Source organism: Sphingobacterium composti, assembly GCF_009829075.1.
In the GTDB taxonomy this organism is placed as follows: Bacteria; Bacteroidota; Bacteroidia; order Sphingobacteriales; family Sphingobacteriaceae; genus Sphingobacterium; species Sphingobacterium composti.
In genome coordinates, this window is record NZ_WUQZ01000002.1 from 159,831 (window position 1) to 178,251 (window position 18,421).

General features: G+C 34.4%; 19 protein-coding genes and 1 tRNA gene. 10 read left to right on the forward strand and 10 right to left on the reverse strand.

Annotation, left to right across the window (positions count from 1 at the left end):
- Positions 1 to 41: 41 nt before the first annotated feature.
- Positions 42 to 1,472, forward strand: coding sequence for an NAD-dependent succinate-semialdehyde dehydrogenase (locus tag GOQ17_RS02050; protein WP_159634080.1), 1,431 nt, complete (start codon positions 42 to 44; stop codon positions 1,470 to 1,472).
- A 58-nt stretch (positions 1,473 to 1,530) separates the two neighbouring features.
- Here GOQ17_RS02050 and GOQ17_RS02055 read toward each other — a convergent pair whose 3' ends face one another.
- Positions 1,531 to 2,082: a CopD family protein gene (locus GOQ17_RS02055; protein WP_159634083.1), complete on the reverse strand. Its 552-nt coding sequence runs from the start codon at positions 2,080 to 2,082 to the stop codon at positions 1,531 to 1,533.
- A 438-nt stretch (positions 2,083 to 2,520) separates the two neighbouring features.
- Between GOQ17_RS02055 and GOQ17_RS02060 the strand changes: the two genes are divergently transcribed.
- Together GOQ17_RS02060 and GOQ17_RS02065 are read left to right on the forward strand one after the other, a co-directional pair.
- Positions 2,521 to 2,682: a hypothetical protein gene (locus tag GOQ17_RS02060; RefSeq protein WP_159634086.1), complete on the forward strand. Its 162-nt coding sequence runs from the start codon at positions 2,521 to 2,523 to the stop codon at positions 2,680 to 2,682.
- Positions 2,683 to 2,693: 11 nt separating this feature from the next.
- Entirely contained in the window at positions 2,694 to 4,280 is a 1,587-nt protein-coding gene (locus GOQ17_RS02065) for a hypothetical protein (RefSeq protein WP_159634089.1), read from the forward strand.
- 82 nt (positions 4,281 to 4,362) lie between these two features.
- On the opposite strand, the gene hemE is transcribed toward GOQ17_RS02065, so the two are convergent.
- From hemE to GOQ17_RS02085, 4 genes are read right to left on the reverse strand one after another with little or no spacing between them, the layout of a single operon-like run.
- Positions 4,363 to 5,400 carry a uroporphyrinogen decarboxylase gene (gene hemE / locus GOQ17_RS02070; protein WP_262885562.1) on the reverse strand — a complete coding sequence of 346 codons (1,038 nt, stop codon included), beginning with the start codon at positions 5,398 to 5,400 and terminating at the stop codon, positions 4,363 to 4,365.
- A gap of 7 nt (positions 5,401 to 5,407) precedes the next feature.
- On the reverse strand, positions 5,408 to 5,923 hold the full coding sequence (locus tag GOQ17_RS02075; RefSeq protein WP_159634094.1) for a hypothetical protein: 516 nt from the start codon (positions 5,921 to 5,923) through the stop codon (positions 5,408 to 5,410).
- Positions 5,924 to 5,938: 15 nt separating this feature from the next.
- Positions 5,939 to 6,652, reverse strand: coding sequence for a response regulator transcription factor (locus tag GOQ17_RS02080; RefSeq protein ID WP_149914197.1), 714 nt, complete (start codon positions 6,650 to 6,652; stop codon positions 5,939 to 5,941).
- The gene (locus tag GOQ17_RS02085; RefSeq protein WP_159634097.1) at positions 6,642 to 7,517 is read right to left on the reverse strand and encodes a sensor histidine kinase; all 876 of its coding nucleotides are present in this window, start codon (positions 7,515 to 7,517) and stop codon (positions 6,642 to 6,644) included. Before GOQ17_RS02085 ends, GOQ17_RS02080 begins: the two co-directional genes overlap by 11 nt.
- Positions 7,518 to 7,609: 92 nt before the next feature.
- Here GOQ17_RS02085 and GOQ17_RS02090 point away from each other — a divergent pair, with 92 nt between their 5' ends.
- The gene (locus GOQ17_RS02090; protein ID WP_236537021.1) at positions 7,610 to 8,338 is read left to right on the forward strand and encodes a YjjG family noncanonical pyrimidine nucleotidase; all 729 of its coding nucleotides are present in this window, start codon (positions 7,610 to 7,612) and stop codon (positions 8,336 to 8,338) included.
- A 141-nt stretch (positions 8,339 to 8,479) separates the two neighbouring features.
- On the opposite strand, the gene GOQ17_RS02095 is transcribed toward GOQ17_RS02090, so the two are convergent.
- Positions 8,480 to 9,808, reverse strand: a complete 1,329-nt coding sequence (locus GOQ17_RS02095; protein WP_394350594.1) for an acyl-CoA dehydrogenase family protein — start codon at positions 9,806 to 9,808, stop codon at positions 8,480 to 8,482.
- A 257-nt stretch (positions 9,809 to 10,065) separates the two neighbouring features.
- Here GOQ17_RS02095 and GOQ17_RS02100 point away from each other — a divergent pair, with 257 nt between their 5' ends.
- The 4 genes from GOQ17_RS02100 (at position 10,066) to GOQ17_RS02115 (ending at position 14,119) form a co-directional block, all read left to right on the forward strand.
- Positions 10,066 to 10,275 carry a hypothetical protein gene (locus GOQ17_RS02100; RefSeq protein WP_159634103.1) on the forward strand — a complete coding sequence of 70 codons (210 nt, stop codon included), beginning with the start codon at positions 10,066 to 10,068 and terminating at the stop codon, positions 10,273 to 10,275.
- Between the two features lie 145 nt (positions 10,276 to 10,420).
- Complete coding sequence (gene purB, locus GOQ17_RS02105; RefSeq protein ID WP_159634106.1) at positions 10,421 to 11,770, forward strand: adenylosuccinate lyase; 1,350 nt, start codon at positions 10,421 to 10,423, stop codon at positions 11,768 to 11,770.
- A 66-nt stretch (positions 11,771 to 11,836) separates the two neighbouring features.
- On the forward strand, positions 11,837 to 12,391 hold the full coding sequence (locus GOQ17_RS02110) for a NifU family protein (RefSeq protein WP_159634109.1): 555 nt from the start codon (positions 11,837 to 11,839) through the stop codon (positions 12,389 to 12,391).
- 99 nt (positions 12,392 to 12,490) lie between these two features.
- Positions 12,491 to 14,119 (forward strand): amidohydrolase, encoded by a 1,629-nt coding sequence (locus GOQ17_RS02115; protein WP_236537022.1) that lies wholly within the window; start codon positions 12,491 to 12,493, stop codon positions 14,117 to 14,119.
- Positions 14,120 to 14,147: 28 nt separating this feature from the next.
- Here the strand turns inward: GOQ17_RS02115 and lipA are convergent, their stop codons facing one another.
- From lipA to GOQ17_RS02130, 3 genes are all read right to left on the reverse strand, one after another.
- A complete protein-coding gene (lipA, locus tag GOQ17_RS02120) occupies positions 14,148 to 15,029 on the reverse strand; it encodes a lipoyl synthase (protein WP_159634112.1) in 882 nt (293 codons plus the stop codon).
- A gap of 154 nt (positions 15,030 to 15,183) precedes the next feature.
- Entirely contained in the window at positions 15,184 to 15,783 is a 600-nt protein-coding gene (locus GOQ17_RS02125) for a porin family protein (protein WP_159634115.1), read from the reverse strand.
- A gap of 183 nt (positions 15,784 to 15,966) precedes the next feature.
- Complete coding sequence (locus tag GOQ17_RS02130; protein ID WP_159634118.1) at positions 15,967 to 16,611, reverse strand: outer membrane beta-barrel protein; 645 nt, start codon at positions 16,609 to 16,611, stop codon at positions 15,967 to 15,969.
- Positions 16,612 to 16,793: 182 nt separating this feature from the next.
- Between GOQ17_RS02130 and GOQ17_RS02135 the strand changes: the two genes are divergently transcribed.
- Both GOQ17_RS02135 and GOQ17_RS02140 read left to right on the forward strand, forming a co-directional pair.
- A tRNA-Cys gene (locus tag GOQ17_RS02135) sits at positions 16,794 to 16,864 on the forward strand.
- 32 nt (positions 16,865 to 16,896) lie between these two features.
- Positions 16,897 to 17,076 carry a spore protein gene (locus tag GOQ17_RS02140; RefSeq protein ID WP_159634121.1) on the forward strand — a complete coding sequence of 60 codons (180 nt, stop codon included), beginning with the start codon at positions 16,897 to 16,899 and terminating at the stop codon, positions 17,074 to 17,076.
- A 140-nt stretch (positions 17,077 to 17,216) separates the two neighbouring features.
- Here GOQ17_RS02140 and GOQ17_RS02145 read toward each other — a convergent pair whose 3' ends face one another.
- Positions 17,217 to 18,407, reverse strand: coding sequence for a phosphoglycerate kinase (locus tag GOQ17_RS02145; protein WP_159634123.1), 1,191 nt, complete (start codon positions 18,405 to 18,407; stop codon positions 17,217 to 17,219).
- Between the last annotated feature and the right edge of the window lie 14 nt (positions 18,408 to 18,421).

The window sequence follows — 18,421 nt, forward strand, 5'->3', positions numbered from 1 at the left end:
TTTTTAAAAACTTTCTATTCTTACAGAACGTTTAATAGCATATGGAAAATAAACTATTTATAGAACAAGCATATATTGATGGAGAATTTATTTCGAGTAAGCACACTTTTGAAATTATAAATCCATCTACCAATAAAAGTATTGGCTCAATGCCAGACTTGACAATTGATGATTGTAAAAGTGCAATTGATGCAGCTTATCTAGCTTGGGAGTCATGGAAAAATACTCCAATTGGTGAACGTTGCGCTATTGTGCGTAGGATTTACGAACTTACTAATCAATATAAAAGTCAGTTATCTGAAATAATCACTTTAGAATCTGGAAAACCTTTAACTGAATCTCTAAGTGAAGTAGATTATGGAAATGCTTTTGTAGAATGGTATGCAGAAGAAGGAAAAAGAGCATATGGTGAAACTATTCCTTCTATGAATGGAAATTCAAACATTTCTACGATTAAACAAAGTATTGGTGTTGTTGCAGCTATTACCCCTTGGAACTTTCCTTTAGCGATGATATCACGCAAGATGGCTCCGGCTCTAGTAGCTGGATGTACTTTGGTACTAAAACCAGCTTCTCAAACACCTTTTACAGCGATTGCACTTGCTAAAATTTGCGAGATGGCAGGTTTGCCAAAAAGTATTTTTTCTGTAGTAACATCAAAGGATAGCAAAGGAATAGGCGAAGAATTAGCAACGAATCCTTTGATACGTAAATTGACATTTACAGGTTCTACAGAAGTTGGCAGAACTCTAATGTCGCAAGCTGCAACAACAATTAAACGTGTATCTTTTGAGCTCGGAGGCAATGCTCCATTTATCGTTTTTGATGATGCTAATATTAATGCAGCAGTACAAGGTGCCGTAGCAGGAAAATTCAGAAATGCTGGACAAACATGCGTCTCTATTAACCGATTCTTTGTACATGAAGCTGTTTACGATGAATTTGCTAGTAAATTAACCGAAGCAGTCAAAAAATTAAAAGTAGCGGATGGACTGGAAAAAGGGAGTCAAATTGGCCCCTTAATAAATGCTTCTGCCGTCGAAAAAGTAACAAAACATATTCATGATGCTGTAGAAAATGGAGCATCTATACTTGTTGGAGGTAATAAATTGAAGGGAAATTTCTTTGAGCCAACAGTCCTTTCCAATGTTTCTTATGATTCGTTAATACAATCCGAAGAGACTTTCGGTCCTATATGTGCTTTATTAAAATTTTCAACTGAGGAAGAAGTAATTCATAAAGCTAATGACACTCCTTTCGGACTAGCTGCATATTTTTATAGTGAAAATGTTAGAAGATGCCAACGTGTAAGTGAAGCTTTAGAAGCTGGAATGGTTGGTATCAACACTGGATTAATTTCCAATGCTGCTGCACCATTCGGAGGAATAAAACAATCTGGAATTGGACGGGAAGGTTCGAAATATGGATTGGATGAGTATTTGGAATTAAAATATTTATGTAGTAGTATATAAACTTATTTTAAAAATCCACTTAATGTCTTAAGTGGATTTTTAAAATAAGTTTATAACGTTAATCTACCTTCTCGCCTTTAGATTTTCTATAACTTTTATATAGTTTAATTAGAATCATTAATAAAATTGCTAATCCTAACAGCCCCACAACTCCGTAAATCCAATTTAAAGTAGATTTGAGTATAACAAGAAATACTATTGCAAATAATATAATTGTGGAAACTTCATTCCACAACCTCAATTGACCCGAAGTCCAGGAAGACTTCTCATCACGTAGGCGATACATAATTTGCTGAGATTTGAAATGATATAATACTAACCCAAAAACAAAAGCTAATTTAAGTTGCATCCAACCCATAGATAATAGAGCGGGATTCATATGCAACATTACTAAAGCTGAAGCAATTGTGATATACATTGCTGGCGTAGTGATTACCCACCAAAGCCTATTTTCCATTATAATGAATTGCTTGTGTAAAATTGAATACACATCATTGCCCTTATCCTTTGCTTCTGTATGATAAATAAATAAACGTGGCATATAAAACAAGCCCGCCATCCAACAAACCACAAAAATTATATGAATAGCTTTAGTGTAGAGATAAATCATAAAACAAAATTAGCAAAACATACTTATAAAATTGCAATCATGTAATTACATGACATTACACGTACTGATTAATGTCATAGAAATTCGAAAAATTCTAAATTCTACCAAGTTATCATCAACAACAACAATTAACTTTTAGTAAACCTTTATATTTTAATTACAATTATTAGGACAATGGATTGATTAAATAATATACTACACCAATTAGGTTAGTCTTTAAATGCATTAATTAATAAATAAATTTAAAAAAGAAAATTATATAATATTACTTATAATAAATTAACCTAAAATAATATTTCATCCACATTTTATTATCCCCGTTATCTACAACATCCATAATTTTATTACAAATCCATTAACCTTTACTAATTAATATTATCAATTTTGCTTGTGAATTCAACTCTTAATTGAATTCACACTAACAAAAAACACACACAAATGAAAAGAATTTACACATCACCTACTATTACAGTATCTATAGTAGATATTGAAAGTAGCCTCTGCAGCACTTCCAGTACTATCCAAGTTGGCAGCAATGACTTGGATTACCAACAGGAATGGGAAGAATTAGATGATGACAAACGATTTATTGAATGGTAATATTGATGTATATGAAAAAAATTAAAACAAATAGTAATCTACTAATTCTTTTCTTTATTGCCCTTCTTAATATTACTCAATCATGTAGCAAAAAAGAAGATGCTGATTTTAATAAAGAAATCAATATTCCTGAAGGTTATGCCGCTATAAACTTTGATATTATTGATATTAGCTTCGAAGAGGAAAGCCTTGGTGATGCTAAGAGCGCTACTGTAAAGATTAACAATCCTACTAACCAAGTATCAGTAAGTGCCAATATACAAACTGGCATGACGTGCCAAGTTTCATTAGAACCACAATCGACTAGTAATTTCAAAGATCTACTCAAAGAAGATTCAAAAATGGCGATAACTAGGAGTAAATCGATTGATCTAAATACTCATTATAGAGTTTATGTATACGACAAATCAACTGGTGAATTAGCTACATCGAAAAATTATATACGTGGTAAGGAAAAAGACGCCGGACCATTATTGGTGTATGGAGGAAAAGAATATACTATTGTCGCATATTCTATTAATTCAAAATCAGAATTTCCAGCGGAAATAGAAAATGCGACAAACATCAATACCGCTACCATATCCAATCCGCAAGTTGAGTTTATGTTTCAAAAACAGGATATTAAAATCCAGCACAATAGCAACAATACTATTAAATTGAAATTTAAACATCAGTTTAGCCAAATTACTACCATTATTAAGCTAGATAATACTACACAAGCTTACGCTTCAATTAGAGGAGCAAATGGAGCTTCATACATAAAACCAAGTTACTCAAAAACAAAATTCAAAGTAAGTAACGGTACAATAAGCGCAAATAATGATGATCTTAATACCCTCGGATCTTCAGTCAACTTTCCGTTCATACCATTTGATAATTTGAAAACATATAGCATAACGAGTCTTACTCCTACAATATTAAATACCCCTACTTCAGAAACAAAAGGAACATTTACAATTGAGACACTAACAATAGGCGATGTGTCTAGGCGAGTAGATATAAACGACCTTAACTTAAAACCTGGCGTGAAATATAATTTAGTATTAACTTTCCATGTACCAGAAACAACCATAATAGGTGCAAACCCAACGTTCCATTTTTATGACACAACTACTAAAGACACTCCATTTTATCATGCTGTGAATTTAGAAAATCCAACTTTCGGAGCTCAAATCGACATATGGTATCTTGACAATTCATTTAATTTAAATATAAACGGACAAAACCTATTTACTAAAGAACTTAATTTTGAAGGCTTCCCATTGCACGATGTATATTTTAGTGACGATACGTATTATGGAAGTTTGGACAAACCAAGTGGAAATATAAGCGTAATTTATAGAATAAATGAGACTGCTCCACGCCAACAAATCCCTGTCGTACGCCTTACAATCGATGAAAATGGAAATGTAAAGTTATTTGGAAGAAAACGAATGTCTGAGGGATTAAGAGAACTAAATATTAGAAACACTGTAAGAATTAATCCGTTAGCTAAATTGAATCCAAATGGTATAAATAAATTAACTTTTTCTTCAACAAGATGGACTACTACAGATGTACAAGGAAGAATTTATGGTATTAGGGTAAAAACACCATAAGAACTTATTCTACTACTTATGAAAATACTAAGGCTAACAATTGTTAGCCTTTAGTATTTTTAATATTTTGTGAGATTCAGAATTAGTATCTGAACTCTTTAATTGTATCAATCGCAAATTTTACGTGATCAAATTTCATATCAGGAGAAATTCCGTGGCCAAGATTACAAATAAACCCTTTCTCACCCCGCATTCTTTCGAATAATTGGTGAATCTTAGCTTTGATTACAGACTTATCCGCATACATAATAAATGGATCCAAGTTACCCTGAACAGCGATACCTTCTGGCAATGATTTTTTCATATTCAATAAATCTGCATTCCAATCCACAGAAATCACATCAGGTTTTGTTTCAACCATCAACGGAGCAAACACCGATGCGCCTTTTGCGAAAGAAATAACTGGAACTGTACGTTTCAAATTCTCGATGATGTATTTGTTGTATTTGTGTGAGAACTCACTGTAATCATTCCACGACAAAGCAGAAGCCCAGCTATCAAACAACTGAACCGCATTTACGCCCGCGTCGATTTGCATATTCAAATAAGCAATGGTTAAATCAGCAATTTTCTGTAAAATATGATGCGCTAATTCCGGGTCATTATTTAACATCAACTTCGTTAACTTAAAATCTCTTGTTGAACCTCCTTCTACCAAATAACTCAAAATAGTAAACGGCGCTCCCGCAAAACCAATCAATGGAATCGAACCATTCAAACGTTGCTGAATTACTTTGATCGCATCAGCTACATATTGTAATTTATCTACACTTTCTGCGCCAGCTAATTTTTGCGCATCCGCTAATGAACGTACAGGATTAGAAAAACGAGGCCCTACGCCTTGTTCAAAAGAAAGATCACCCCCCATTGCCTCAGCTGTAACTAATATATCTGAGAATAAGATTGCAGCGTCTATACCAAGCAAATCTACAGGCAACATCGTTACGTCTGCTGCTATTTCAGGAGTTTTACACATTTCTAAGAAAGTGTGTTTATTTTTAATCTCCCAATATTCAGGCATAAAACGTCCCGCTTGACGCATAAACCATACTGGAGGTCTTTCAGTAAGCTGCGAATTTGCAGCTCTCATAAACAAATCGTTTTGTAAAATCGTACTCACTATACTTTTATTTATATTTTTCTATTTCTTTTTTTATTTTTTGAACAATATCTTTTTGTCTTTCTGTCAAGGCCAATTTGTCGGCAACAGATAGATAAGCCTCTGTTCTTTCGTATTCCTTCTTACGCAAATTAATATTAGCCAAATTGATTAATACCATTGCCTTTTCATAATCCTTACGCCAAGGCAATCTTGAAGCTAACTGAAAATGATATTCGGCTTCATCAATTCTATCTTCCTTCAAAGCGATATTTCCCATCATAAATTCGTAGAAGTTTCTTCTCCCCTTGCGCAGATGATCAGGATTTTTTATCTCTGATAGTAAATTCTTAGTTTTATCGTAATCTTGCTTATGAAAAGCCTGCGTAGCCAAAAAAACTGTACCATCTCGGTATTGACTCCACACCATATACCCAATAAGCCCAAGCACATATACACAAGCGTAAAAATACCCCGACACCAGGCAGTAAGCTAGTAAAATTACAGCTAAAGCTATAATGATTAAACGGATTTTCGTGTTCATTATATTATATAAGCGCTATTGTGCTTCGCCGTTATCAGTAAATTTGTAGCCTACACCACGAATGGAATGAAAATAAATAGGATGTTTCTGATCAGGCTCAAAATATTTACGGAATGTTAATATGAAATTATCAATAGTTCTGGTTGATGGATATACATCATAATTCCAAACTGTCTCCAATATTTGTTCACGTGAAACAGCCTCATTACGTCTTTCAATTAATAATTTAAGCAACATTGTTTCTTTCTTAGTCAAAGAAGTAATAGAGCCGTCCGCATGATGTAATTCAAACGAATTGAAATAAATCGTCTTATCACCAATAGTATATGAATTCAATTCTTTCAAATCTTCTGGTTTCAATCCCCGACGTATCAAATTACCTACACGAAGAATCAACTCTTCTAGATTAAAAGGTTTTACCAAATAATCATCAGCTCCCTTTTTCAGTCCTGTAATACGATCTTCACTGCTATTTTTAGCAGTCAAAAACATAATAGGCACTTCTGTATTTTGCAATCGAATTGTTTCTGCTACTTGGAAACCATCAATCTCTGGAATCATCACATCCAAAATAATCAAGTTAAAACGCTCTTCTTTAAAAATCTTTAGCGCTTTCTTTCCATCGGTAGCTGTAGTTACGCGATAACCTTCTAATTCCAAATTTAGTTTTATAGCTTCCAACAAATGTTCTTCGTCTTCGACTAATAGTATTCTTTGTTTAGCTTGCATAATTTTCAAATATTACTTCAAAAATACTACCAGACGGCGTATTATCCTTCACTTTAATGGTAGCATTATGTTTTTGTAAAACTGTTTTTACTATATATAACCCCAAACCAGTTCCCTTGGTTTTGCGAGTAGATTCATTACCAACACGATAAAACTTATTAAAAATAAGCTTTTTTTCTTCATCAGCTATCCCTTGACCATGATCAGCAACTGTTAAAACTAAATCCTCACCTTTCTTTTGCAAATTAACTTCTACTGTAGCGCATGCTGGAGAATATTTTATAGCATTCTCTATCAGGTTATTAACCACATTGGTTATTGCAAATTTATCTGCATTCAAGGTAATATTCGGTTCTATATCTGTACGAATCATTTCGGTGGTACAAGAGTTTTTTTGCAACCTTTCAGATACATCTTCTACCAAAGCTGAAAAATCAAAATTCTCTTTCGGCAGATTAAAACTACGATTCTCTAATTTAGTGGCTAACAATACATTCTCAACCAAATAATCCAATCGCTCAATATCTTTGAGAGAATTGGACAAAAATGATTTTTGTTGCTCGCGATCCAAATCTCTTTTCAAAATCGTTTGCAAATAAAGTTTGACAGATGCCAAAGGAGATTTTAATTCATGCGTAACAGATAAAAGGAAATTATTTTGCTGCTGGGAATAATAGCGCTCTTTTTCTAAGTGTCTTTTTAAGCGAATGATACCTAAAATGAATATCAAAATAAAGATCATCCCCTCGCCAATCACCATTCCCTTGCGATCAGGCACATATTTGATAAACATATATCCCCACGCAAACAATTGGCAGATGGCATAAAATGCTAAAACATAAAACCAAAATAGAGCTCTTCTCATATCCTTTATTTCAACAAAAATACTCAAATCGCACAGCAATAGAAAATACGTCAAGTTTTATGACACTAATAAGAAAAACGGTGACAATAGGTATGAAAATACATTTTATATATTTGCATATGTTTCAGCAAAAAAAAGATATATTCTTCGATTTAGATCATACGATTTGGGATTTTGACCGCAATGCACAAGAGACTTTGCATGAGTTGTATTACCTTTATAAATTTGACGAGTTGTTCAACAGACCTAATTCAGATGAATTTATTGAAACATACACTATTAACAACCATCGTGTATGGGAACTTTATCACCATGGTAAAATAGACAAACCTACACTGCGCAAGCTAAGATTTGCAGACACTTTTACCCAATTGGGTGTTGATCCAGCTTTATTTCCTATAGGCTTTGAAGAAGAATATCTAAAAATTTGTCCTACAAAGACTAATCTTTTTCCAAATGCGATTGAGACATTAGAATATCTACAAAAAAGGTATAATTTACACCTAATTTCTAATGGCTTCAAAGAAGCTTGTGAAACGAAATTGACACACAGCAATCTACGCAAATATTTTAAAACGATTGTGATTTCTGAAGTTTTTGGTGTGAACAAACCCGATCCACGTATTTTTGAGTATGCTGTAAATCATGGCGAAGCAGCAAAAGAAAAGTCAGTAATGATAGGTGATAATATTGATGCAGATGTCCGTGGAGCGTTAAATGCAGGACTAGATGCTATTTATTTTAATGTGATTGGAGCAGAGAAACCTAAGGATATTCCCCATATGATTGTCGATTTGAAAGAATTGCAACATATATTTTAGTTAACAAGCTGAAATAAGGTATTATAAATTAAAATATGGAAAATATTTCCGTATTAAAATAGGCTGCCGCAAATATGCGACAGCCTATTTATTTGTTAAACTTTAAACATATGATAATCAAGATGAATAATACTTTTGCTATTATACAAAAGCACTAAATCCTGTAATACTTCTACCTACAATTAAGGAATTAATTTCTTTGGTGCCTTCGTAAGAATAAATCGCTTCTGCATCGGCTAAAAATCTAGCCACATTATATTCTAGTAAAATCCCATTTCCTCCCATCACTTCGCGCGCACGCGACACAATATCTCGAGTTCGCAACGTACAGAATACTTTAGCTAAAGAGGCGTGTTCGTCCTTCAACTTTCCTTCATCTTGTAATTCCGATAATCTATACGTAAGAGTTTGCATTGCTGTCAGATTCGAAAGCATTTCGACCAAATGATTCTGGATTAATTGGAAAGACGCGATTGGTTTTCCAAACTGTTCACGCTTCAAAGTATATTCAAGCGCATTCTCATAAGCCCCTCGTGCACAACCAACAGCCATCCACGCTACTCCAGCACGTGTCATTTGTAAGACTTTTGCCGTGTCTTTGAACGAATTTGCATTCGGTAATCTATCTGATTCTGGGATAATACAATTTGTTAAAGTAATCAAACCATTCTGTACAATACGCAAAGCCATTTTTCCTTTGATCTTTTCTACGGAAAAACCAGGATTTTCCTTTCGTACAATAAATCCTTTCACTTGATTATCATCAACATCTCTAGCCCAAATTATGGTTATATCCGAAAATGTTGAATTCCCAATCCATTTTTTTTGTCCATTCAAGACCCAACCGTCAACCGTTTTTTTGCAAGTAGTCGTCAAACCACCAGCCGTTGCTGATCCCACTTCTGGCTCCGTCAAACCAAATGCACCTATTTTTTTCAATTGCTGCATTTGTGGTAACCATTCTTGCTTTTGCTCTTCTGAACCGCACATATAAATGGATCCCATAGCCAAACCACTTTGCACACCCAAGAAGGTTGCGATAGAAGGATCAATACGTCCAAATTCAGCAGCAATAATACCGTCCATCAATGAAGTACCTCCCGCACAGCCATAGCCTTCATAAACATATCCGCAGACATTCAGCTCCGCTAATTTTGGAATTATTTCAAAAGGAAATTCATCATGTAACCAATATTTATTTACCAAAGGCTTAATTTCTGCTTCCAAAAAAGCCCTAACTTTCAATTGCAACTCTTTATCTTCAGGTGATAATTTAGCTTCAACAGCATAAAAATCAGCATCTATTGGAGGAGGATCTTTTTTCTTTTTTTGAGACGTAAGCATTTTCATTGCCATCTGCAACTGTCGCTCATCCATTTTGGATACAGAGTTTATCACCGCAGGTAAATCAACTTTTTGGGATAATTTTTCAAGTTGTGCCAAATCCACTGATTTAAACAACTTTATCATCTTTTGAATCTTATCAAACATAATATCTCCTTTAGTTCTACAAATCTTTTTATTAAAATAACTTTTTATTGTTGCATTTCAAGAAATCTATACTATATTTGCATCCGAAATGAAACAAAATATATTTTTTATTACTGACTATCAGTTGGTTATAATAGAAATAAAAAAAGTTTTATTTTTTGGGTTACCTTTTAGAGTTGCCCGTATTAATGAGTATAGTAAACGAAATTGTTTCAATTAAAATAGAAAATTAAAAGATGAAAAATTTATTCGCATTCGGATTTTTAGCATTAGGTTTAACTGTAGCTTCTTGTAACAACACTACAAAAACTGAAGAAACTGCTGATTCTTTAACTAACGTTATCGATTCTACAGCTACAGCTTTAACTGATTCTATCAACGCTACAGCTGATTCAGCTACTGCAGTTGTTGATTCTATCGCTGATTCAGTAGCTAACGCTCAATAATTCCGATAAGAGTTAAAATACTCCAAAAAGCTCGTGTTCTGATGACACGAGCTTTTTTGTTTATTATAAATCCGCGAATAAGCGTATTATTTCTTATTTTTGGTCCTAACTTAATTAGTCCTTCTGACTTATATTATTTTAATTTATGACATTATCATCGCTTACAGCCGTTACTCCAGTAGACGGAAGATATTACAATGCTACGAAAGAACTATCTGACTACTTTTCAGAATTTGCACTTATCAAATACCGTGTTTTAGTCGAAGTAGAATATTTCATTGCCTTAGCAGAATCAGGAATACCTCAATTAGCACATTTTGATGGTTCATTGAACGATAAATTGAGAGATATTTACAAAAATTTCTCAATCGAAGATGCGCAGTGGATCAAAGACACAGAAAAAGTAACCAACCATGATGTGAAAGCCGTAGAATATTTTTTGAAAAATGAATTTGAGAAATTAGGCTTACACGATTCTTTAGAATTCATTCACTTCGGTTTGACTTCTCAAGATATTAACAATACAGCTATTCCCTATTCTTGGAAAGAAGCGATCAACAATGTTTACGTTCCTACAGTCACTGAATTAGTCAACGAATTGAAGGGATTGTCTGACGAATGGAAGGACATTCCAATGTTAGCTCGCACACACGGACAACCCGCTTCTCCTACTCGCTTGGGTAAAGAGATCAAGGTGTTCATTGAGCGTATAGAAAAACAAGTTAACACGTTGAAAAATGTTCCATATTCTGCAAAATTCGGTGGTGCTACTGGTAACTTCAATGCGCATCATGTAGCCTATCCGCAATTGGATTGGGTTGCTTTTGGTAATAAATTCGTGAACGAGCAATTAGGACTGGATCGTTCGCAAACGACTACACAAATCGAACATTACGACAATTTTGCAGCAAGTTGTGATGCATTAAAGCGTATAAATAATATCGTAATTGATCTTTGCCGTGATATTTGGACGTACATCTCTATGGATTACTTCAAACAAAAAATTACAGCAGGACAAATCGGCTCTTCTGCGATGCCACACAAAGTAAATCCTATCGATTTCGAAAATGCGGAAGGTAATTTAGGAATTGCAAATGCAATTTTAGAACATTTAGCAGCTAAATTACCAATATCTAGATTGCAACGTGATTTGACGGATTCTACAGTGCTTCGTAATGTTGGCGTTCCTTTCGCACATACATTGATTGCCTTCAAATCGACTTTACGTGGTTTGCGTAAATTAATCTTGAATGCGGATGCTTTTCAAAAGGATTTAGAAAACAACTGGGCTGTAGTTGCCGAAGCAATTCAAACGATTCTACGTCGCGAAGGTTATCCAAAACCTTATGAAGCGTTGAAGGATTTGACACGTACGAATGCACATGTGACGCAAGAAACAATCGCATTGTTCGTTGAAGGTCTAAATGTAAGGGAAGAAGTTAAAGCTGAAATCAAAAACATCACGCCTTCAAATTACACAGGTGTAGCTTTGTAAGCTTTTACGATTCAATGACGTGGATCATTTTTGTATCTACTATATTTGAATAATTTTTTAATAATTATGGCAACAATTAACGTATATACAGAATCCACACCAAATCCTTCTACGATGAAGTTTTTGGTAAATAAGCTTTTAATAAATGGAAGTGTAGATTTTCCAGACAGAGAAAAAGCACAAGAGTCACCTTTCGCGCGTGAATTATTCAAATTCAATTTTGTTAATGGTGTTTTCTTTGCTTCCAATTTTGTAACAGTTACCAAAACAGATGATGCTGATTGGAGTGATATCGAAGCATTATTGAAAGAATTTGTAAAAGGTGCTGTAGAATCAGAGTTAAAAATCCAAGAAATCGCAAAAGATGAGGACATCACTTTTGAGGGTTCTGATGTAGAAATAAAAATTCAACAAGTTTTACATGATTACGTAAGACCAGCTGTAGAACAAGATGGTGGCGCTATTGCTTTCAAATCATTTGATAATGGTACTGTAACTGTAGAGTTGAGAGGCTCATGCAGTGGTTGTCCATCATCTACAATTACTTTGAAAGCAGGAATTGAAGGCCTATTAAAGCGTATGGTTCCAGAGGTTGAAGAAGTTGTAGCAGAGGCTATGTAACAATTTTTTTTTCAAACATTGAGGCTTAGTAGATTTACTAAGCCTTTTTTGTGAAGATTCCCATTCCTTTAATTAACTTTAATAATTAATCTTATCTACATGAAATATATAGGAATACTTATCACTTTATTTCTTTTTATACGATGTACAACTAATATCGAAGTAGATTTAATTGTACATAATGCTAAAATATATACGGTTGATTCTTCTTTTACAATTCAAGAGGCGTTTGCTGTAAAGAATGGAGTTTTTATTGATATTGGTACAAGCAAACAGATATTACAACGTTATAAGGCAAAGGAAATAATTGACGCACAGCAGAAGCCAATTTATCCAGGTTTTTATGATGGTCATGGGCATTCTTTTATGTTGGCGGATTATCTACATCAGGTAGATCTGGTAGGTACAAAATCAATTCAAGAGCTTGTTCAAAGAATTCAAAATTACCGCAAGAAACATCCAGAATCAAAATGGATTTTAGGTGGTGGATGGGATCAATCAATCTGGCCGGATAAAACTTATCCGCATCGTGACACATTAGACAAGTATTTTCCAGACATACCCGTATTTTTGCACCGTATTGATTACCACGCAGCTATAGTGAATTCTGAAGCATTACGTTTGGCACAGATTGATTCTGCGATATATGTCGAAGGGGGCAAAATAGATATAGACTCTACTCAACGTATTACCGGTATATTGATTGACAATGCCATGGCACTTGTATCTAAGTACATTCCTACTGGTAATGAAATTAATATTTTGCAAAAACTTAGACAAGCACAAGACTCGCTACTCTCAGTGGGTTTAACAAGTATAGTCGATGCGGGTTTAGACACAGAACAGTTGGAATTATTAAAAAAATTCTATGAGCAAGATTCTTTAAAAATCCGCAATTATGCAATGCTTTTTGCAGAACCGCACAACATTTCAAAATACATAAACGAGGGTATTTACGAATCTGATCGACTTACTATTAAATCCATTAAGCTCATGGCTGATGGAGCGTTGGGATCTCGTGGAGCTTGTCTTTTAGAGAACTATAGCGATGATAGTACTAAGGGCTTCTTATTGCATTCAAGAACTGAATTCGAAGAATCTTTAGCACAACTTGCCGACTCTCCTTTTCAAGTAGCGATTCACGCGATTGGTGACTCTACAAATAGATTGCTGTTAGATCTTTATGGTGCACTGAATGTGAAAAGCAAAAGATGGCGCATAGAGCATGCACAAGTGGTGCACGAATCAGATTTTATAAAATTTAAAACGTTTAATATTATTCCTTCTATACAACCTACTCATGCAACTTCTGATATGGGTTGGATAAATGACAGACTCGGTGCTGAAAGAGCTCAAGGAACATATGCATATAAAAAACTTTTAGACGCTTATGGAAAAGTTGTCATTGGTACAGATTTTCCAATTGAGCATTTCAATCCATTATACAGTTTTCATGCTGCTGTAACCCGCCAAAACGCGAATGGATTACCTAAAGAAGGCTTTCAAATGGAAAATGCTTTAACAAGAGAAGAAGCGTTGCGTGGAATGACTATATGGGCTGCTTTCGGTTCGTTTCAAGAGAAAAAACGTGGCTCGATTGAAAAGGGTAAAGATGCTGATTTTGTAATATTAGAGGATGATATTATGATTGCAGCAAATGATAAATTAAGAAATATCAAAACGCTTCGGACAGTAATCGCAGGCGAATCTGTGTATATAAAACCATAGAAAAAGGAGCTATACAGCTCCTTTTCTATTATTGCATATCAAATAAATGTTTTTCAGCATGGTAAGAAGAACGAACCAAAGGTCCTGATTCCACATATTTAAAGCCCATTTCCAAACCAATTTGTTTATATTTCTCAAATTGTGCAGGAGTTATCCAATCAATCACTGGATGATGTGCTTTAGAAGGTTGCAAATATTGACCTAAAGTCAAAATATGAACACCAACATTATACAAATCTTGCATAGCTTCCACAACATCTTCTTCTGTCTCCCCTAAGCCCAGCATAATACCTGATTTTGTACGCAAACCAGCTTCTGAAATACGACGTAAACATTCTAATGAACGGTCATATTTGGCCTGAATACGAACTTCTCTAGTAAGACGACGAACTGTTTCCAAGTTGTGTGAAACAACTTCTGGACGTACTGCTAATACACGCTCCAAATTTTCCCATTGACCTTTAAAGTCAGGAATCAACGTTTCTAAAGTTGTTTCAGGACTTTCACGACGAATAGCATTAATCGTTTCTGCCCAAATAGTAGAACCGCCATCTTTCAAATCATCTCGATCCACTGAAGTGATCACACAATGTTTCACTTGCATCAGTTTCACTGAATTTGCTACACGATTTGGCTCATCCGTATCTACCGCCAATGGTCTTCCCGTAGCTACAGCACAAAAAGAACACGAACGCGTACAAATATTACCCAAAATCATAAATGTAGCCGTACCAGCTCCCCAACACTCACCCATGTTAGGACAATTACCACTCTCACAAATCGTATGTAATTTATGTTCGTCTACCAAATTACGAACATGACGATATTCTTTCCCAACAGGAAGTTTAACACGTAACCAATCAGGTTTCCGTTGTGTTTGTTGAACAGGTATAACAGGTAGTTCTATCATGACACAAATGTAAACAAACTTTATAAAATCTATTAACGATAATTACTATAAGGAATCACCAAATTGTAATATTGCAACTTATTAAGTAACAAAAAAGCTTTCCAAAATCGGAAAGCTTTCAATAAATAGAGTAATTTACCTTACTCCGTGAGATTTAAAATTCAAATCCTACACCAAACGATACTACTCTGTTATTAGCTTTTAAAACATCTACATTCGACAAGTCAGCTAATCCTAAACCATAACCAGCATTAATTAGGAAACCATTCGCTAATTTATAACCAACTTGAAAATTCGCTCCATAATCAACTACTTTAGTTTCATCAGCATTTGAACCAAATTTAATATCTGTTTTAACATCTCCGGTTTTATCTTGTCCTGCAATATTAAATCCTACATATGGCCCAGCACCTAAAAACAATGCCCCTGTTCCGGCAGGAATATAATAAACTGCATTAACAGGAATTTCAATTGACATCAAATTGGTTGTAGATTCACCCCCCGCTAAACTTCTTTTTCCACCTTTACCTTGTAAAGATAATCCTGGTTGAATTGCAAAGTTAGGTGCTGCAAAAATATTTGCATATCCAGAAATATAAAAATTAGTTGATGAACTTGTCGAAACATCTCCTAAAGAAGTTTCAATTTTAGGCTTAGGTAAATTAATTCCTGCCTTGATACCGTATCCTGTTTGTGCATTTGCTCCCACAGCTAATAATAATGCTGTGCTTAATGATAGCAAAACTTTTTTCATCACTTAGTATTTTTTAATTTAATAATGTTGTCACTCTGAATCCTAAATGAGTAACATATCATATCGGAATTGGCAAATATGATACCAAAGACAAAACTAATATTTCAACTTATTGTGTAACAAAAAAGCTTTCCAAAAATGGAAAGCTTTCAATAATAAAATAATTTACCTTACTCCTAAGATTTAAAATTCAAATCCTACACCGAATGATAATACTCTGTTCTTAATATCGTTTGTAAGACTTTTGTCTCCAGCAATATTGGTAAGCCCTAATCCATAATTAGCATTGATTAAGAAGCCACCTGGCAATTTTACACCAGCCATGATATTTGCTCCAAAATCTACAGCTTTCAAATGTTCATCTTTACCAAATTTAAACTCATTCAATGTAGTAGATGATCCATCTCCATTACCAATTGTATTGAATTTATTTTTACCGCTTACACCAAAACCAACATACGGACCAGCGCCCAATTGTAATTCAGCAGCACCCACAGGCAATTTTCCTACAAAATTTACTGGAACTTCAATCCACATTGTGTTTTGTGTAAGCTCGTAAGTAGTACCGCCTACTCTTGCTTCTGCAAATTTAGCACCTTTACCTTGCAATGAAACTCCTGGTTGAATTGCGAAGTTTTGGTTAATATTTGCATTCAAATAACCTGTAATATAAAAGTTCAAAGCAGACTTGGTATCTGATAAATCATCTGAACTACCATAACTGTAAGACGGTAGCGTAACACCTGCTTTAATACCATAACCTGTTTGTGCATTTGCTCCCACAGCTAATAATAATGCTGATCCTAGAGATAGTAAAACTTTTTTCATAGCCTAATATATTTTAGTTTAAAATCTGCTGTTACTCTGAATCCCAATTGAGTAACATATCGCATGGTGATTTACAAATTTGATACCAAAAATTAAGGACGAATAATTTTATGTTTTATTTGAATTTATTTTTGGCATTTACAAAATTAAGAGTTACTTTTGCACACCCAGTAAGGGGAAAGGGTCGGATGGCCGAGTGGCTAGGCAGAGGTCTGCAAAACCTCCTACAGCGGTTCGAATCCGCTTCCGACCTCGTTAAAAACGTAAAATAAAATATTAAATACAATGGGAGTTACACGTTTAAAAAGAAAAGATAGAAGAAACAAAACTGTTTCACGTGTTGAAGTTCAGTTTTTGAAATTAGGTCGTAACATTGAACTAGGTTCTCGTTCAGAAATGCCTAAAAAAAGTCAAATCGTTAAAAACGATGAAATCTTAAACAAATTAGCTGCTGACGCTAAATAGTTTTCTATTTCATCTTCATGATATAAGAAAGGTTTACATGAATTTGTAAACCTTTTTTATTGGTCCAGATTTTTATAAAAAGGTAAACCCCGCATCAACTGATACGGGGTTTTCCTTTTTATTATATTCGAAATAATAACTTAGTCTTGAATTGCTGCAATTCCTGGTAACACTTTACCCTCCATATATTCCAATAAAGCACCACCACCAGTACTTACGTAACTCACATGCTCGGTCATATCAAATTTCGCAACAGCTGCTGCAGAATCGCCGCCACCAATCAAAGAGAATGCACCTTGTTCAGTTGCAAGTACTACCGCATCAGCAACAGCTTTAGTACCCTTAGCAAATGTATCAAATTCAAAAACTCCCATAGGACCATTCCATAATAATGTTTTTGAAGCTGAAATTACTTCCGCAAAATGTTTTCCTGAATCTGAACCAATATCCAAACCTTCTAATCCATCAGGAATTTGGTCATTAGGACCATTATATACATTAGCATCATTAGAGAATGCATCTGCGATCTGCGCATCATTAGGCAATACTAGATTAACACCCTTCTCTTCTGCTTTTTTCACTAACTCATTGGCCAAATCCAATTTATCGTTTTCACATAGCGAATTTCCTATATTACCACCACGAGCCTTAACAAAAGTATATGCCATACCACCGCCAATGATTAAATTATCAACTTTGTCCAATAGAGCTTCGATCAGTTGGATCTTGTCAGATACTTTAGCTCCACCCATGATAGCTGTAAATGGACGCTCTGGATTATTTAATACTTTCTCCGCATTCTTTAATTCCGCTTCAATTAAATAACCAAAATATTTAGCATCGCCAAAAAACTGAGCAATAACCGCTGTAGAAGCATGAGCACGGTGAGCCGTACCGAATGCATCATTTACATAAACATCTCCTAGTTTAGATAATTTCTCAGCGAAATCTTTATCTCCTTTTTCCTCTTCTTTATAAAAACGTAAGTTTTCTAGTAAAAGAACCTCACCTGCTTTCAAATTTGCTGACTTATCAACAGCCTCTTGACCGATACAATCATTTGCGAATTGCACATCAACACCTAAAACTTCTGATAAATGAGCTACGATATGACGTAATGAATATTTGTCTGTTGGACCATCTTTTGGTCTTCCTAAATGAGACATTAAAATTACTGAACCACCATCGTTTAAAATTTTCTTAATTGTAGGTGTTGCACCTTGAATACGGTTATCGTCCGTAATTGTAAAGTTTTCATCCAAAGGCACATTAAAATCCACACGAATTAATGCTTTTTTACCCGAAAAATTAAAGTTGTCAATTGTTTTCATATTCTGTTTTAGTA

Bases quoted from the DNA above. Each gene is read 5' to 3' on its own strand.
- GOQ17_RS02125 (WP_159634115.1), bottom strand. From the start codon at position 15,783: ATGAAAAAAGTTTTGCTATCATTAAGCACAGCATTATTATTAGCTGTG.
- GOQ17_RS02140 (WP_159634121.1), top strand. From the start codon at position 16,897: ATGGGAGTTACACGTTTAAAAAGAAAAGATAGAAGAAACAAAACTGTT.
- GOQ17_RS02075 (WP_159634094.1), bottom strand. From the start codon at position 5,923: ATGAACACGAAAATCCGTTTAATCATTATAGCTTTAGCTGTAATTTTA.
- GOQ17_RS02090 (WP_236537021.1), top strand. From the start codon at position 7,610: ATGAAAATACATTTTATATATTTGCATATGTTTCAGCAAAAAAAAGAT.
- GOQ17_RS02115 (WP_236537022.1), top strand. From the start codon at position 12,491: ATGAAATATATAGGAATACTTATCACTTTATTTCTTTTTATACGATGT.
- GOQ17_RS02055 (WP_159634083.1), bottom strand. From the start codon at position 2,082: ATGATTTATCTCTACACTAAAGCTATTCATATAATTTTTGTGGTTTGT.
- GOQ17_RS02085 (WP_159634097.1), bottom strand. From the start codon at position 7,517: ATGAGAAGAGCTCTATTTTGGTTTTATGTTTTAGCATTTTATGCCATC.
- GOQ17_RS02050 (WP_159634080.1), top strand. From the start codon at position 42: ATGGAAAATAAACTATTTATAGAACAAGCATATATTGATGGAGAATTT.
- GOQ17_RS02110 (WP_159634109.1), top strand. From the start codon at position 11,837: ATGGCAACAATTAACGTATATACAGAATCCACACCAAATCCTTCTACG.
- GOQ17_RS02080 (WP_149914197.1), bottom strand. From the start codon at position 6,652: ATGCAAGCTAAACAAAGAATACTATTAGTCGAAGACGAAGAACATTTG.
- purB (WP_159634106.1), top strand. From the start codon at position 10,421: ATGACATTATCATCGCTTACAGCCGTTACTCCAGTAGACGGAAGATAT.
- GOQ17_RS02065 (WP_159634089.1), top strand. From the start codon at position 2,694: ATGAAAAAAATTAAAACAAATAGTAATCTACTAATTCTTTTCTTTATT.
- GOQ17_RS02130 (WP_159634118.1), bottom strand. From the start codon at position 16,611: ATGAAAAAAGTTTTACTATCTCTAGGATCAGCATTATTATTAGCTGTG.
- GOQ17_RS02145 (WP_159634123.1), bottom strand. From the start codon at position 18,407: ATGAAAACAATTGACAACTTTAATTTTTCGGGTAAAAAAGCATTAATT.
- GOQ17_RS02100 (WP_159634103.1), top strand. From the start codon at position 10,066: ATGAAAAATTTATTCGCATTCGGATTTTTAGCATTAGGTTTAACTGTA.
- GOQ17_RS02060 (WP_159634086.1), top strand. From the start codon at position 2,521: ATGAAAAGAATTTACACATCACCTACTATTACAGTATCTATAGTAGAT.
- GOQ17_RS02095 (WP_394350594.1), bottom strand. From the start codon at position 9,808: ATGATAAAGTTGTTTAAATCAGTGGATTTGGCACAACTTGAAAAATTA.
- lipA (WP_159634112.1), bottom strand. From the start codon at position 15,029: ATGATAGAACTACCTGTTATACCTGTTCAACAAACACAACGGAAACCT.